At 71.0% G+C, this 16,744-nt stretch carries 1 protein-coding gene (only partly in view); it reads left to right on the top strand.

The genetic code is table 11. The features are described from left to right. On the top strand, positions 1-16,744 hold part of the coding region annotated (locus D7Y11_RS13415; RefSeq protein WP_126933889.1) for a non-ribosomal peptide synthase/polyketide synthase (this coding region is incomplete at its 5' end). The annotated region extends 14,545 nt beyond the left edge of the window; 16,744 of 31,289 annotated nt are visible.

Here is a 16,744-nt window from a genome sequence, read left to right as displayed (position 1 = left end):
GATCATCGCGACTCCGGAAGCATCGCTCGCGACGCTGTCGTTGCTCACGCCGGCCGCCCGCGAACAGGTGCTGCGCGGCTGGAACGACACGCGCGTGGACTTCCCCGCTGGGGCCACGCTGCACCACCTCTTCGAGTCCCAGGCCGAACGCACGCCGGAGACCATCGCGCTCCAGTTCGAGGACCAGCGCCTCACGTACGCGCAGCTCGACGCCCGGGCCAACCAACTCGCGCACCACCTGCGTGCGCGCGGCGTCGGCCCGGAGACGCTAGTGGGCGTCTGCATGGAGCGCTCGCGGGAGATGGTCGTCGCCCTGCTGGGCGTCCTGAAGGCCGGAGCCGCCTACGTGCCGCTGGATCCGGCCACGCCCGCGGAACGGCTCGCCGGGATGTTGGAGGACACCGCCGCGCCCGTGCTCCTGGTGCAAGAGCGCTTCCGTACCGCGCTGCCTCCGAATGCCGCGCACGTCATCGCGTTGGATGAGCAGGCGGACCTGCTCGCGAATGAGTCCACGGCGCGTCCCGTGCCGTTGGCTGGGGATGACTCCCTGGCGTACGTCATCTTCACGTCTGGCAGCACGGGCCGTCCCAAGGGAGCGATGAACGCGCACGCGGGCATCGTCAACCGCCTGCGCTGGATGCAGGGGCGCTACGGCCTGACGCCGTCGGACACGGTGCTGCAGAAGACGCCGTTCAGCTTCGACGTCTCGGTGTGGGAGTTCTTCTGGCCCCTGATGACAGGCGCGCGGTTGGTGCTCGCGAGGCCCGGCGGTCACCAGGAACCGGACTACCTCGTGGCGCTGATGGCGCGAGAGGGCGTCACGACCACGCACTTCGTGCCCTCCATGCTGCGCGCCTTCGTGGAAGAGCCCGGACTGGAGTCCCTGCCGCGCCTGCGCCAGTTGATGTGCAGCGGCGAAGCCCTGCCCGCGGACCTGGTGCTCCGCGCCCAGGCGCGCCTGCCGCACACCACGCTGCACAACCTCTACGGCCCCACCGAGGCCGCCGTGGACGTGACGTCCTGGGAGTGCCCGCGCGACGAAGCCCTGCGAGTCGTGCCCATCGGCCGGCCCGTGGCCAACACGCGCATGCACGTGCTGGATGCCCGCGGTGAACCGGTGCCCGTGGGCATCCCAGGAGAGCTATTCATCGGCGGCGTACAGGTCGGCCGAGGCTACTGGCGCCGCCCCTCGCTCACCGCCGAGCGCTTCCTTCCGGACCCCTTCAGCACGGAGCCCGGCGCGCGCCTGTACCGCACGGGCGACATCGCCCGGTGGCGCATCGACGGCACGCTGGAGTACCTGGGCCGCGCGGACTTCCAGGTGAAGCTGCGAGGCTTCCGCATCGAACTGGGCGACATCGAAGCCGCGTTGCTCACCCACCCGGATGTCCGGGAGGCCGTGGCCGTGGTGCGCGAGGACGCGCCCGGTGCGCGGCGCCTGGTCGCCTATGTCGTCTCGGGCGCGGACCTGGATCTGGCCTCGCTGCGGCCCCTCCTGTCGCGGCGGCTGCCCGAGTACATGGTGCCCGCGATCTTCATCCCGTTGCCGGCGCTACCGTTGACCTCCAGCGGCAAGGTGGATCGCAAGGCCCTGCCCACGCCAGAGGGCCAGCGCGCGGCGACGCGCGAGTACATCGCGCCCCGCACGGAGATGGAGCGGACGCTCGCGGAGGTCCTGGCGCAGGTGCTGCGCGTCGAACGCGTGGGGCTCGATGACAACTTCTTCGAGCTGGGCGGCGACTCCATCATCAGCCTCCAGGCCGTCGCGAGGGCCCGGCAGGCCGGCATCCAGCTGTTCGTCCGCGACCTGTTCCAACATCCGACGCTGGAGGCCCTGGCCTCCGTGGCTCGCGTCAGCGGGGGCCGCCTCGCGGAACAGGGACCGGTGGTGGGCGAGGTGCCGCTCACGCCCATCCAGCGCCAGCTGCTGGAGCGCGATCCCACGCACGCCCATCACTTCAATCAGGTGCTGCTGCTCCAGGCGCGCCAGCCGTTGAAGGCGGCGTGGGTGGAAGAGGCGATCCAGGCATTGGTGGTCCACCACGACGCCCTGCGCATGCGCTTCATGCGTGAGGACGGTGGCGCCTGGCGCCAGCAGGACGCCGCGCCCGATGAGGCCCAGGTTTCCCTGCTCCAGTTCGACCTGTCCGAACTGCCCGCGGAGATGCGTGCGGCGCGGCTGGAGCAGGAGGCCGAGCGCCTCCAGGCATCGTTCGACCTGGCCCGGCCGCCCCTGCTGCGCGCCGCCCTCTTCCACTTCGGCGCCGGACAAGAGCAGCGCGTGCTGCTGATCTTCCATCACCTGGTGGTGGACGCAGTGTCCCTGCGGGTGCTTGTCGAGGATCTGGAGACCACCTACCTGCGCTTGCGCGCGGGCCAGTCTCCCGCGCTTCCCACGAAGACGACCTCGTTCCTGGCCTGGGCTCGCAGGCTGGAAGTCCACGCCCTGTCCGACGCACTGCATGCGCAGACGTCCCTCTGGCTCGACGAGGCCCGGCGGGACGTAGCGCCGTTGCCCACCGATGGCTCCGGGCCCGGGACGGCTGGCTCGCACCGCACCGTGTCCGTGCGGCTGGACGCGGAAGAGACCCGGCTGTTGCTCCAGGAGACGCCGGGGGCCTGGCGGGCGCGGATCAACGAGATCCTGCTGACGGCCCTGGCCCAGGCCCTGCGCGAGTGGACGGGCCAGTCGCGCCTGCTCATAGACCTGGAGGGCCACGGTCGTGAGGAACTCTTCGCGGACGCGGACGTGTCCCGCACCGTGGGGTGTTTCACGTCGCTGACGCCGGCCCTGCTCCAGTTGCCGGAGGGTGGCTCGACTGGAGACTGCCTGCGCGCGGTGCGCGACTCGCTGTCCACATGGTCCGACCGAGGCATCGGCCAGGTCCTGCTGCGGTTCATGGGGCCCGAGGAGCTCCGCCAGCGGCTCGCGGCCCTGCCGTCCGCGCAGGTGGTCTTCAACGAGTTGAAGCAACTGGACGGCTCCACCGGCGCCAGCACCCTCTTCGCCCCAGGCACCGAGCCCACCGGCATGACGGTGGCGCCCCGGTCCCATCGCGCTCACGCGCTGTCCATCGACGGCTTCGTCGCGGACGGACAGCTGCGGATGGACTTCGGCTTCAGCCATGAGTGGCATCACACCGCCACCATCGAAGCCCTGGCCCAAGGCTTCACGCGCGCGCTGCGCGAGCTCATCGCCCGACGCAACTCGGAGGACGCGAGCAGGAGGACGCCGAGCGACTTCCCCCTGGCGCGCCTGTCCCAGGCCTCACTGGACGCGGTGCTCGAGGCGCAGGGTCCCACGGTAGAGGACCTGTTCCCGCTCTCCGCGCTCCAGGAGGGCATGCTCTTCCACGCGCTGAATGATCCGGAGTCGGGCTTCTACTTCGAACAGGCCGCGTGGTCGGTCCACTCGGACGTGGACCTCGCGCTGTTCCAGCGGACATGGCAGACGGCGGTGGACCGCAACCCCATCTTGCGCACGGCCTTCGTGTGGAAGGACCTGGAGACGCCGCTGCAGGCGGTGCATTCACGCGCGGTGATGCCGTTCGAAGCGCATGACTGGCGCCACCTGCCGGAGCCGGAGCAGCAGGTGGGGCTGGAGCGGCTGCTCGCGGAGGATCGCGCGCGCGGCTTCGACGTGTCGCGCGCGCCCTTGTCGCGCATGACGGCGGTGCGGCTGGGAGACGCGCGGTGGCGCTTCGTCTGGAGCCACCACCACCTGCTCTTCGACGGCTGGAGCCTGGGCCTGTTCTTCCAGGAGGTCTTCGCCATCTACGACGCGCTGACCGCCGGGACGCCGCTGCCCGCCGCCGGACGTCCGCCGTTCCGGGACTACATCGCGTGGCTGGGCCAGCGCGACGTCGCCGAGGACGAACGCTTCTGGCGCAGCCAACTGTCAGGCCTGTCGTCGCCCACGCCCCTGCCGGCCATGCGCCCTCCGACCGCGATCCCGTCCGGCACGGTGAATCAGCCCAACCGGGTGCTGACCCTGCCGGAGGCACGCACCGCGGCACTGGAAGCCTTCGCCCGGCAACACCGGCTCACGGTCAACACGTTGACGCAGGCGGCGTGGTCCCTGGTGCTGGCGCGCCACGCGGACACGCGCGATGTCCTCTTCGGCACCACGTTCGCGGGTCGGCCGCCGGAACTCGCGGGCTCGGAGGCCATGCTCGGCCTGCTCATCAGCACGCTGCCGGTCCGCGTCGCGCTCCCCGACGAGGACGCGCCCGTGCTGCCCTGGCTCCAGTCCCTCCAGGCGAAGCTGCTGGACATCCAGCAGCACCAGCACACGCCACTGGTCGCCGCGCACGGTTGGAGCGACATCCCCCGAGGCCTGCCGCTCTTCCAGTCGCTGCTCGTCTTCGAGAACGCGCCCCTCGACGAATCGGTGCTGCGCCGCTCCACCGCGCTGGATCTGCGCGACCTGGAGCTCGGCGAGAGCACGAACTACCCGCTGTCGGCCACGGTGCACCCGGGCCGTGAGCTCCAACTGCACCTGGCCTACGACGAGAACCGCTTCGACGCGGCCGCCGTGCAGCGCGTGCTGGGCCAGTGGAGTCAGGCGCTCGAAACCCTCATCCAGCCCGGAGCCCGGCTGACGGACGTGTCCCTCCTCCCGGCCGAGGACCGCGCCTGGCTGCTGCGCACCGGCACCGGCGACGTCGTGGACTTCGAGCGCGACACCACCGTGCACGCGCGCTTCGAACGGCAGGCCGCCGAGACGCCGGATGCGGACGCAGTGGTGTTCGAGGAAACGACGCTGTCCTTCCAGCAGCTCAACGCGCGGGCCAACCAGCTCGCCTGGCACCTGCGGTCGCTGGGAGTGGGCCCTGAGGTGACGGTGGGCCTGTGCCTGGAGAGGTCGGCGGAGGCCATCGTGGCACTGCTGGCCGTGCTCAAGGCCGGCGGAGCCTTCGTGCCGCTGGACCCCAAGGCTCCGGCCGCGCGCAAGTCGTTCGTCCTCAAAGACAGTGGCGCGTCCGTCCTGGTGACGACGCAGGCGGCGCAAGAAGCGTGGCACCCAGAAGTGCCCCACCTGGTGCGGCTGGACACAAAACCTGTCGGACAGTCGGACAGGTTTTCGGAGAACCCGCCGCCGGTGGCGGGCGCGGGGAACCTCGCCTACGTCATCTACACGTCCGGCTCCACGGGCACGCCCAAGGGCGTGATGGTGCAGCACCGCTCGGTGATCCACCTGCACCTGGCGATGACGCGGAGCATCTACGAAGAGCTGCCGCCCGCTCAGCGCATCACCGTGAACGCGCCGTTGTACTTCGACGCATCCATCGAACAGGTGATCCAGCTGCTGGACGGCCACTGCCTGGTCATCGTCCCGGAGGACGTGCGCCTGGATCCAGAGACCCTGCTCGGGTGGATGGATGGTCAGCGCATCGACGTATTCGACTGCACGCCGTCGCAGCTCAAGCTCCTGCTGTCCGCGGGAATGCTGGAGCGTGCCCACCTCCCCGGGCGCTTCACCATCGGCGGCGAGGCGATGGACGAGGTGACGTGGCGGCAGCTCGCCGCGACGAAGCGCACGCGTGTCTACAACGGCTATGGCCCCACGGAGGTCACCGTGGACGCGACGACCATCGCCGTCCAGGGCGCGCCCCAGCCGTTGCCCGTCATCGGCCGGCCAATCACCAACCTGCGGGCGTACGTGCTCGACGCGAACCAGCGTCTGGCGCCCATCGGGACGCCGGGCGAGCTGTGCCTCTCCGGTGAAGGCGTCACCCGAGGCTACCTGGGCCAGCCCGCGCTCACGGCCGAACGCTTCCTGCCGGACCCCTTCAGCACGGAGCCCGGCGCGCGCCTGTACCGCACGGGCGACAACGCCCGCTGGCGCGAGGACGGCACGCTCGACTTCATGGGCCGCCTGGACTTCCAGGTGAAGCTGCGCGGCAACCGCATCGAGCTGGGTGAGATTGAATCCACGCTGCGCGCGCACCCGGGCATCCGGGACGCGGTGGTGCGGGTGCACGACGACCGGCTCGTGGCGTACGTCGCGCCCCAGGTGGACACGTCGCCCCTGCGCGAGCACCTGCTCCGTCACCTGCCGGAGTACATGGTGCCCGCGGTGTTCATCACGCTGGACGCCCTGCCGCTGACGTCCAACGGCAAGGTGGATCGCAAGGCGCTGCCGGCACCGGAAGCTGCTCCCGCCACGGAGCGCGTCATCGAACCGCCCGCGACGCCCACCGAGGCGGCGCTGATCCCGCTGTGGAGCGAGGTGCTGCGCGTCCCCGCCGTGGGACGCAACGATGGCTTCTTCGAACTGGGCGGTCACTCGCTGCTGGCCACGCAACTGGTGTCGCGCGTGCGCAATCACTTCGGAGTGGAGCTGCCCCTGCGCGCCCTGCTGGAAGGGCCCACGGTCGCGGCGCTGGCCGAGCGCATCGACGCCCTCCGGCAGCCCGCCTCCGAGGCCCTGGAAGTCCCCGAGTCCGCCCTGCCCGCGCTGGTCCGCGCGGAGCGGCCGGACGTGCTGCCTCTGTCATTCGCGCAGCATCGGCTCTGGTTCATCGAGCAGCTCGGCACGGCGGGCAACGCCTACAGCCTCCCGAGCATGCTGGAGCTGGACGGCACGCTGGACATCATCGTGATGCTGGCCGCATTCGACGAACTGGTGCGCCGCCACGAAGCGCTGCGCACGACCTTCAGTTCGCACGAGGGCACGCCGTCGCAGGTCATCCATCCGCCCTTCCCCATGCCCCTGCGGCATGAGGACCTGTCCGCGCTGCCGACGGCGGAGGCGCGCGAGGCGGAGGCATCGCGGCTGGCGCTGGAGGAGGCTCGCGCCCCGTTCGACCTGGAGCAGGGCCCGCTGTTCCGCGGGCTGCTGATGAAGCTGGGGCCCACGAAGCACCGGCTGCTGCTCAACACGCACCACATCATCTCCGACGGCTGGTCCACGGGAGTGCTGGTGCGGGAGATGGGCGCGCTCTACGCGGCATTCTCCGCGGAGCAGCCGTCGCCGTTGCCGGAGCTGCCGGTGCAGGCCGCCGACCACGCCCTCTGGCAGCGCGGCTGGCTCCAGGGCGACGTGCTGGAGTCGCAGGTGGCGTACTGGCGCGGGCAGCTGGACAACGCCGCGCCCTACCTGGAGCTGCCCTCGGACCACCCGCGTCCTACGCGCCAGTCCTTCCGGGCCGGCGTGCAGCCCATGACCCTGCCGCGCGAGCTGAGCGAGGCGCTGGAGTCGCTGGCGAAGCAGACCTCCACCACGCCCTTCATGGTGCTGCTCGCGGCCTTCCAGCTGCTGCTGCACCGGTACGCGGGCCAGGAGGACGTGCTCGTGGGGTCGCCCATCGCGGGCCGCCGCCACGCGGAGTCCGAGGACCTCATCGGCTACTTCGCGAACACGGTGGTGCTGCGCACGCGGGTCCGCGACACGCTCCGCTTCCGTGAGTTGCTGGAGCAGGTACGCACCACCACGCTGGGCGCGTACGAGCACCAGGACCTGCCGTTCGAGAAGTTGGTGGAGGCGCTCCATCCGGAGCGAGACCTGGGCCGCACGCCGCTGTTCCAGGTGACCTTCACGCTCCAGAACGCGCCCCTGCCTGAGCTGTCCCTGCCGGGGCTGACGCTGCGCCCACTGGAGTCCACCCCGGAGGTCATCCTCTTCGACCTCCAGTGGCTGATGATGCGCACGCCGGACGGCTTCGACGGCGGCCTCGTCTTCAACCAGGACCTCTTCGAACCGGCCACCGTGGCAGGCATGGCGGATCACCTCCGAGTGCTGCTGGAGGCCGCCGTCCGAGCGCCAGACACGCGGCTGGGGCAGCTGCCCTGGCTCACGGACGCCGAGCGCCAGCGGTTGCTCATCGGGTGGAACGACACCGCCCGGGACTACCCGCGCGACGCGTCCGTGGGCGCCCTCTTCGCGGAACAGGCCGCGCGCACGCCGGACGCCATCGCGCTGAAGTCCGGCGGGGAGACGCTCACGTACGCGGCGCTGGAGCGCGCGTCGAACCAGCTCGCGCACCACCTGCGGCGCCAGGGCGTACGGCCCGGCCACCGGGTGGGCCTGTGCCTGGAGCGGTCGTTCGACCTCGTCACCGGTCTGCTGGGCATCCTCAAGGCCGGCGCGGCTTACGTGCCGGTGGACGCGAAGACCCCCGCGGAGCGCATCACCTGGATGCTCCAGGCGGCCAGCGTGAGCGTGCTCGTCACGCAGGAGGCGCTGGCGGATGAACTGCCTCAGGTGACGGACCTCCAGGTCCTGCTGGACGCGGATGAAGCGCAGATCGCGCGGCAGCCGGAGACGCCACTCGACCTGAACGTGTCCGCCGACGCGCTGGCCTACGTGATGTTCACGTCGGGAAGCACCGGCCGGCCCAAGGGCGTCAGCGTTCCGCACCGGGGCATCACGGGTCTGGTGCGCGGCGCGGACTTCATCCACTTCGGACCCGAGGAGGTCTTCCTCCACCTGGCGCCCATCGCGTTCGACGCGTCCACGCTGGAGGTCTGGGGTGCGCTGCTGAACGGCGCGACGCTGGTGCTCGCTCCGCCCAAGTCCTTGTCACTGGAGGAGACGGGAGCGCTGCTGCGGCGTGAGGGCATCACCACGCTGTGGCTCACCGCCGCCCTCTTCGAACAGATGGTGCTGCACCAGGGAGACGCGCTGGCCCGAGTGAAGCAGGTGCTGGCCGGCGGTGACGTGCTGCCCGTGGAGCGCGTGCGTGAACACCTGAAGCAGCTGCCCCCGGGCGCCGTGCTGGTCAACGGCTACGGCCCCACGGAGAACACGACATTCTCCGCCACGCACACGTTGCGCGCCGGTGACACCGTGGGCCGTTCGGTGCCCATTGGCCGGCCGCTGTCGAACTCCACGGCGTGGGTGCTGGACGCGACGCTCCAGCCCGTACCGCCGGGTGTGCCGGGCACGCTGTACGTGGGCGGAGACGGCCTGGCCTGGGGCTACCTCCAGCGCCCGGACCTCACCGCCGAACGCTTCATCCCCCACCCCTTCGCCGCTGAACCCGGAGCGCGTCTCTACGACACGGGCGACCGCGTGCGCTGGCAGCGCGATGGGACATTGGAGTTCCTGGGCCGCGCCGACTTCCAGGTGAAGCTGCGCGGCTACCGCGTGGAGCCGGGCGAAATCGAAGCCGTGCTGCGCCAGTCGCCAGAGGTCGAGGAGGCGGTGGTCGTGGTGCGCGAGGACGTGCCCGGCGACAAGCGCCTCGTGGCCTACGTGGTGAGCGGTGAAGCGGAAGGCCTGGACACGGGAGCGCTGCGAGCATCCGTGCAGAAGCAGCTGCCGGACTACATGGTGCCCTCGGCCATCATGGTGCTGCCGAAGCTGCCCCTGAGCGCCAACGGCAAGGTGGACCGCAAGGCCCTACCCGCGCCCCAGACCCGTGTCACGGACGGCGCCATCGCCGCGCCCCGGAGCGAGCTGGAGAAGGCGCTCGCGGGCATCTGGGCGGAGGTGCTGCACCTGGAGACCGTGGACATCCACGGCGACTTCTTCGAACTGGGTGGGCACTCGCTGCTGGCCACGCAGGTGGTCTCGCGCATCCGGTCGACACTGGGCGTGGAGCTGCCGCTGGGCGAACTGTTCCATGCGCCCACGGTGGCGTCGCTGGCGGAGCGGCTGGTGAACGCGCGACGCACCCAGGCGCCACCGCTGGTCCGTGCCGCGAGGACGTCCGCGCCGCCGCTGTCCTTCGCGCAGCAGCGGCTGTGGTTCGTCGATCAGCTGGAGCCGGGCAGCCCGCTCTACAACATGCCGCTGCCCCTGAGCCTCACCGGCGACCTGGACGTGGACGCGCTGCGCGCCAGCCTGGACGCGCTGATGGCGCGGCATGAATCCCTGCGGACCACCTTCCGCATGGAGGCGGGCAAGCCGGTGCAGGACATCCACCCAGAGGGCCACGCCCCCCTGGAATTCGTGGACCTGACGGCCTTGGGCAGCCGCACCACGAAGCAGGCCGAAGCCCAGCGCCAGGGCCACGCGGAGACGCTGCGTCCGTTCGACCTGACGCGCGGGCCGGTGATCCGTGCACTGCTGATGAAGCTGGAAGAACGGGAGCACGTGCTGGTGCTGCACCTGCACCACATCGTGTCCGACGGCTGGTCCCTGGGCATCCTCGTGCGGGAGCTCACGGCCCTCTACGAGGCCCGGCGCGCGGGCCGCTCCGCCGCCCTGCCGGAGCTGCCGGTGCAGTACGCGGACTTCGCGGTCTGGCAGCGCGGCTGGCTCCAGGGCGGAGTGCTGCAAGCGCAGGTCGAGTGGTGGAAGAACCAGTTGGCCGGAGCGCCCTTCGTGCTGGACGTGCCCACGGACCGGCCAAGGACCGCCACCTCCACGCAGCGAGGCGGCCTGGTCCGGGTGACGCTCCCGCGTGTCCTGAGCGAACGCGTGGACGCGCTGGCCCAGGCCGAAGGCGCCACGCCCTTCATGGCGCTGCTGGCGGCGTTCCAGGCCGTGCTGTCGCGCATGTCCGGACAGGACGACGTGCTGGTGGGCTCGCCCATCGCGAACCGCAGGCACGCGGAGACGGAGGGCCTCATCGGCTTCTTCGTGAACATGCTGGTGCTGCGCGGCCGCTTCGGTGCGAAGACGACCTTCCGCGAGCTTCTCGCGCAGGTGCGCGCCACCACGCTGGGCGCGTACGAGCACCAGGACATCCCGTTCGAACACCTGGTGGAGGCGCTCCAGCCCGAGCGCGACCTGGGCCGCACACCGCTCTTCCAGGCGATGTTCGCGCTCCAGAACGCGCCCGTGCCGGAGCTCGCGGTGCCCGGCCTCACCGTGGGGCCGGCCTCCTTCGATGGCGGCAGCCCGACGCAGTTCGAGCTGGCGCTGGACCTGAACCGGACCCGCGACGGCTACGAGGGCCGCTTCCACTACGCCGCGGAGTGGTACGACGCGGGCACCATCGAGCGGTTCGCCGCGCACCTGCGCCGGCTGCTGGAGGCCGTGTGCGACGCGCCGGACCTGCCGCTGGCGGACGTATCGCTCGTGTCGCCGGAGGAGCTGGTGCGGCTGGTGCGCGTGGGCAGCGGCGAACTGCTCGACTTCGAGCGCGACGCGACACTGCACGGCCTCATCGAGCGGCAGGTGGCGCGCACCCCGGATGTCCCAGCCGTGGTGTTCGGGGAGACGGCGTTGACGTACCGGCAGCTCGAAACGCGGGCCAACCAGCTCGCGTGGCGGCTGCGCTCCGTGGGGGTGGGCCCGGAGGTGCGGGTGGCGCTGTGCCTGGAGCGCTCGGTGGAGTCCATCGTCGCGCTCCTCGCGGTGCTCAAGGCGGGCGGAGCCTTCGTCCCGCTGGACCCCGGAGCCCCGCCAGCGCGCAGGGACTTCGTGCTGAAGGACAGCGCCGCGGCCGTGCTCGTCACGACGGAGACCGCGTGCGGGGACTGGAGCCCCTACGGCGTCCAGGAGGTCTGGCTGGACGTGGAGCAGCCCGGCCTGGGTGCCCTCTCCCACGAACCCCTGCCCGCGCTGACGGGCCCGGAGCACCTGGCGTACGTGCTGTACACGTCCGGCTCCACGGGCACGCCCAAGGGCGTGATGGTGCAGCACCGCTCCGTGCTCAACATGCACCGGGCCATGGGCCGAGCGTTCTACGCGGGCCAGCCGCGTGGACAGCGCATCAGCGTCAACGCGCCGCTGTACTTCGACGCGGTGATTGAGCGCGTGGTCCACCTCATCGACGGGCACTGCCTCCACGTCGTCCCGGACGCGCTGCGCCTGGATCCGGAGGCGATGCTCACCTGGCTGGAGCAGCACCGCATCGACGCGCTGGACTGCACGCCCGCGCAGCTCAAGCCGCTCCTGGCGGCCGGGCTGCTGGAGCGGGCCTGGGTGCCGCCGGTCATCCTGACGGGCGGCGACGCGCTGGACGTGGAGACGTGGCGGCGGCTCGCGGCGACGGACCGCACGCGCGCCTTCAACGGCTACGGCCCCACGGAGTGCACGGTCGGCACGACGGGCGCCTCCATCCAGGGCAGTCCCCGGACGGAGCCCGTCATCGGGCGGCCGTTGGCGAACCTGAACGCGTACGTGCTCGACGCACGGCAGCGCCTGGTGCCCTTCGGCATGCCGGGCGAGCTGTGCTTCTCCGGCGAAAGCGTAACCCGCGGCTACCTGGGCCGTCCGGACCTGACGGCCGAGCGATTCGTGCCAGACCCATTCAGCGCGGAGCCCGGAGCCCGCCTCTACCGCACGGGAGACAAGGGCCGCTGGCGGCCGGACGGGACGTTGGAGTTCATGGGCCGCCTGGACTTCCAGGTGAAGCTGCGCGGCTACCGCATCGAGCTGGGCGAAATCGAAGCCACGCTGCGCACGCACGCCGGAGTCCGGGACACGGTGGTCCTGGTCCGAGAGGACACGCCGGGCGATGCGCGGCTCGTGGCCTACGTGGTGACGGACGGCGACACGGAGGTGCTGCGAGAGCACCTGCGCAAGCACCTGCCGGAGTACATGGTGCCGTCGGCCTTCGTCACCCTGCCCGCCCTGCCGCTGACACCCAACGGCAAGGTGGACCGCAAGGCGCTGCCCTCACCGGAGGCGCAGTGGCGCGCCGCGCGCTCGTACGAGGCCCCAGCGACGCCCGCGGAGGTGGCCCTGGCCTCGCTGTGGGAGGAGTTGTTGAACGTGCCCGTCGTGGGCCGCAACGACCACTTCTTCGAGCTGGGCGGCCACTCGCTGCTGGCCACACAGCTGGTCTCCCGAATCCGCGCCCGCTTCGGCGTGGACGTGGGCGTCCGCGCGCTGTTCGAGTCCCCCACCGTGGCGGCGCTCGCCCAGCGGCTGCCGGACGCGCCGGAAGCCAACGCCCTGCCCTCGCTGCGTCCCGCGACGAGCCCCGGTCCGCATCCGCTGTCGTTCGCGCAGCAGCGGCTGTGGTTCATCGATCAGCTCGACCCGGGCAGCGCGCTCTACAACATGCCCACCGCGCTGCGGCTCTCCGGCGCGGTGGACGTGCCCGCGCTACAGCAGGCCTTCGACGCCCTGGTGCAGCGTCACGAAGCGCTGCGCACGACGTTCGAGGCCCACGACGGCGAACCCCGCCAGCACGTGCACCCCGCCCCCACCGGAGTCCTGTCGGTGGTGGACCTGACGGGCCTGCCCGACGATGAGAGAGAAGCGGAGGCCGTGCGGCTCGCGAGCGAGGACGCGCTGCAGCCCTTCGACCTCGCCATGGGTCCGCTCACGCGGCTCACGCTGTTGAAGCTGGGCGAGCAGGAACACGTGCTGCTCCTGTGCCTGCACCACGCCATCGGCGATGGCTGGTCCATGGGCATCCTGGTGCGCGAAGTCACCGCGCTCTACGAGTCCTTCCGGCAGGGTCAGCCCTCTCCGCTGGCACCGTTGCCGGTGCAGTACCCGGACTTCGCCGTCTGGCAGCGCGGCTGGCTCCAGGGCGAAGTGCTGGACGCGCAGCTCGGCTGGTGGACGCAGCAGCTGGCCGGAGCTCCGCAGGCCCTGGCCCTGCCCACGGACAAGCCGCGTCCGCCCCAGCGTTCCGCCAGGGGTGCGACGTTCCCGGTGCGCCTGCCGCTGTCGTTGAGTGAGGCAGTGGAGGCGCTGGCCCAGGCGGAAGGCGCCACGCCCTTCATGGTGCTGCTCGCGGCCTTCCAGACACTGCTGCACCGGTACTCCGGGCAGGAGGACCTGCTGGTGGGCACGTCCATCGCGGGCCGCCGTCACGCGGAGACGGAGGGCCTCATTGGCTTCTTCGTCAATACGCTGGTCTTGCGCGCCAGGTTCGACGGCCGTCCGTCGTTCCGGAAGCTGCTCTCGCAGGTGCGCACCACCACGCTGGGCGCGTACGAACACCAGGACATCCCCTTCGAGCGACTGGTGGAAGCCGTGCAGCCCACGCGCGACCTGTCGCGCACGCCGCTCATCCAGGCCCTCTTCGCGCTCCAGAACATGCCGGATGCGGAGGTGCGCCTGCCGGAGCTGACGTTGCGTCCGGTGGAGGTGGACCTGCCCACGACGAAGTTCGACCTGGACCTGACGCTGAGCCGCACGGAGCGAGGCTTCGAGGGCGATCTCTCCTACGCCACGGACCTCTTCGAACCCGCCACGGCCCGCAGGTTGTCCGAGCACCTGGTCCAACTGCTGGAAGGCGCGGTCGCGAAGCCCGATGCCGCGCTGGACTCCCTACCCCTGCTGACAGCGGAGGAGCGCCAGTGGGTGCTGGAGGAGTGGAGCGGCGAGAGGATCCGCTTCGAGTCCGACCTGCCCTTCCACGCACGCTTCGAACAGCAGGTGACGCGCACGCCGAAGGCACCCGCCGTGGTGATGGGCGACACGACGGTGTCGTTCCACCAGCTCAACGTGCGCGCGAACCAACTGGCGCACTACCTGCGCTCGCTGGGAATGGGCCCGGATGTGCCGGTGGCCTTCTGCCTGGAGCGTTCGCCAGAGGCCATCGTCGCGCTCCTGGGCATCCTCAAGGCGGGTGGCGCGTACGTGCCGCTCGACCCCGCGGCCCCCGAAGCGCGAAGGGCCTTCATCCTGGAGAACAGCGGCGCGGCCGTGCTGCTGACCACCCAGGCCCAGTTGGAGTCGTGGCAGCCGGCGGTGCGGCACGTGGTGCGGCTGGACGTGGACGCGCGGCGCATCGAAGCGTCCTCGCCGGGCAACCCGCGCACGGCCACACGACCGGAGCATCTGGCCTACGTCATCTACACGTCGGGCTCCACGGGCATGCCCAAGGGCGTGATGATCCAGCACCGCTCGCTGGCGCACCTGCATCGTTCGCTGACGGAGGCCTGCTACACGCAGGCGCCCAAGGTGATGCGGGTGAGCCTCAACGGGCCGCTCTACTTCGACGCGTCCGTGACGCAGCTGCTGTTGATGGCGGACGGCCACTGCCTGTGCATCGTCCCGGAGGCCGTGCGGCAGGATCCGGAGGCGATGCTCACGTGGGTGGAGCAGCGGCGCATCGACGCGCTGGACTGCACGCCGTCCCTGTTCAAGCTGCTGCTGGAGGCGGGCTTCCTGGATCAAGTCCACGTGCCGGGCATCTGCTTCATCGGCGGTGAGGCGATGGACGAGGTGACGTGGCGCACGCTCGCGGCCACGAATCACACGAAGGCCTACAACGCCTATGGCCCCACCGAAGGAACCGTGGCGTCCACCATCGAGTGCATCCAGGGCACGGCGCAGCCCACGCCCGTCATCGGCCGGCCCATGCTCAACGTGGGCGTGTACGTGCTGGACGCGAACCTGAACCCCGTGTCCGTGGGAGTGCCCGGCGAGCTGTTCATCTCGGGCGAAGGCCTCGCACGCGGTTACCGCAGCAGGCCGGACCTCACGGCGGAGCGCTTCCTTCCCCACCCGTTCAGCACGGAGCGCGGAGCCCGCCTGTACCGCACGGGCGACCGGGTCCGCTGGAAGCAGGACGGCACGCTCGACTTCATGGGGCGCGTGGACTTCCAGGTGAAGCTGCGCGGCTACCGCATCGAGCCGGGCGAAATCGAAGCAGCGCTGCGCACGCACCCGGGCATCCGCGACGCGATGGTGCTGGTGCGCGAGGACGTGCCGGGCGTGCAGCGACTGGTGGCGTACGTGGCGCCGGAGGTGGACACCGCTCCGCTCCGAAGCCACCTCCAGCGCTCGCTGCCGGACTACATGGTGCCGGCGGCCTACGTCGCTCTGCCCGTCCTCCCGCTGACGCCCAACGGCAAGGTGGACCGCGCGGCCCTGCCCGTCCCCGTGGACGGCCCGGTCAGCCCCGAGGCCCATATGGGCCCCCGGAATGAAGCCGAGGCCCGGCTCGCGGCCCTCTGGGCCGAAGCCCTGGGCGTGGCCGCGGTGGACGTGCGCGCCAGCTTCTTCGAGCTGGGTGGGCACTCGTTGCTCGCGGTGCGGCTGATGGCGGCAGTGCACCGGGAGACGGCCCGGAAGCTCCCGCTGTCGGCGCTCTTCCAGGCCCCCAGCGTGGAGCGGTTCGCGGTCCTGCTGGCGGAGGCCGAGCCGGAGGAGCCGATGCCCTTCACGCCGTTGGTGCCCTTCACGAAGGAAGGCCCGGGCACCGCACCGCCGTTCTTCTGCGTGCACCCGGTGGGAGGCAACGTGCTGGCCTACGCGGAGCTCGCGCGGAGGCTGGGACCGGATCAGCCCTTCTACGGCATCCAGGCCCGAGGCCTCGACGGCACGCATCAGCCGCTGGACACCGTGGAGGCCCTGGCCGCCAGCTACGTGCGCGTTGCGCGAGGCGTCCAACCCCACGGCCCGTACCGCCTCGGCGGCTGGTCCCTGGGCGGCGTCATCGCCTACGAGATGGCGTACCAGCTCCGCGAAGCAGGTGAATCGGTGGAGCTGGTGGCGATGATCGACTCGTACGTGCCGGAGACCGTGCCGGACTCGGAGCCGGACCTGGACCGTACGCTGGCGGTAGCCCTGTTCGCACAGGACCTGATGGGCGTGTCGCTGACGGACCTGGATGTGGACACGGTGCTGGAGTCCGCGGCCCTGGCCGAAGCCCTGCCACCCGGAATGGACGCCACGGCCCTCTTCCAGGTCTTCGAGGCGAACCTCGAAGCGGCACGGCGCTACCACCCGCCCGCGATGGATCAGCGCGTGCTGCGCATCCACGCGGAGGAGCGGGACGAAACCCGCACGCCCGACGGCGGCTGGGGTGCGCTGGTGGGCGAACAGCTCGAATCGCACGAGCTGCCGGGCACCCACCACACGCTGCTGCGTGAGCCCACCGTGCAGTCCGTGGCGGAGCTGCTGACGAAGGCGCTCCACGACGCGGGCCAGGAGTGA

Origin of the sequence: Corallococcus sp. AB018 (assembly GCF_003986945.1) — a bacterium.
GTDB classification, from domain to species: domain Bacteria; phylum Myxococcota; class Myxococcia; order Myxococcales; family Myxococcaceae; genus Corallococcus; species Corallococcus exiguus.
This window is presented reverse-complemented; position numbering and strand designations above follow the sequence as displayed.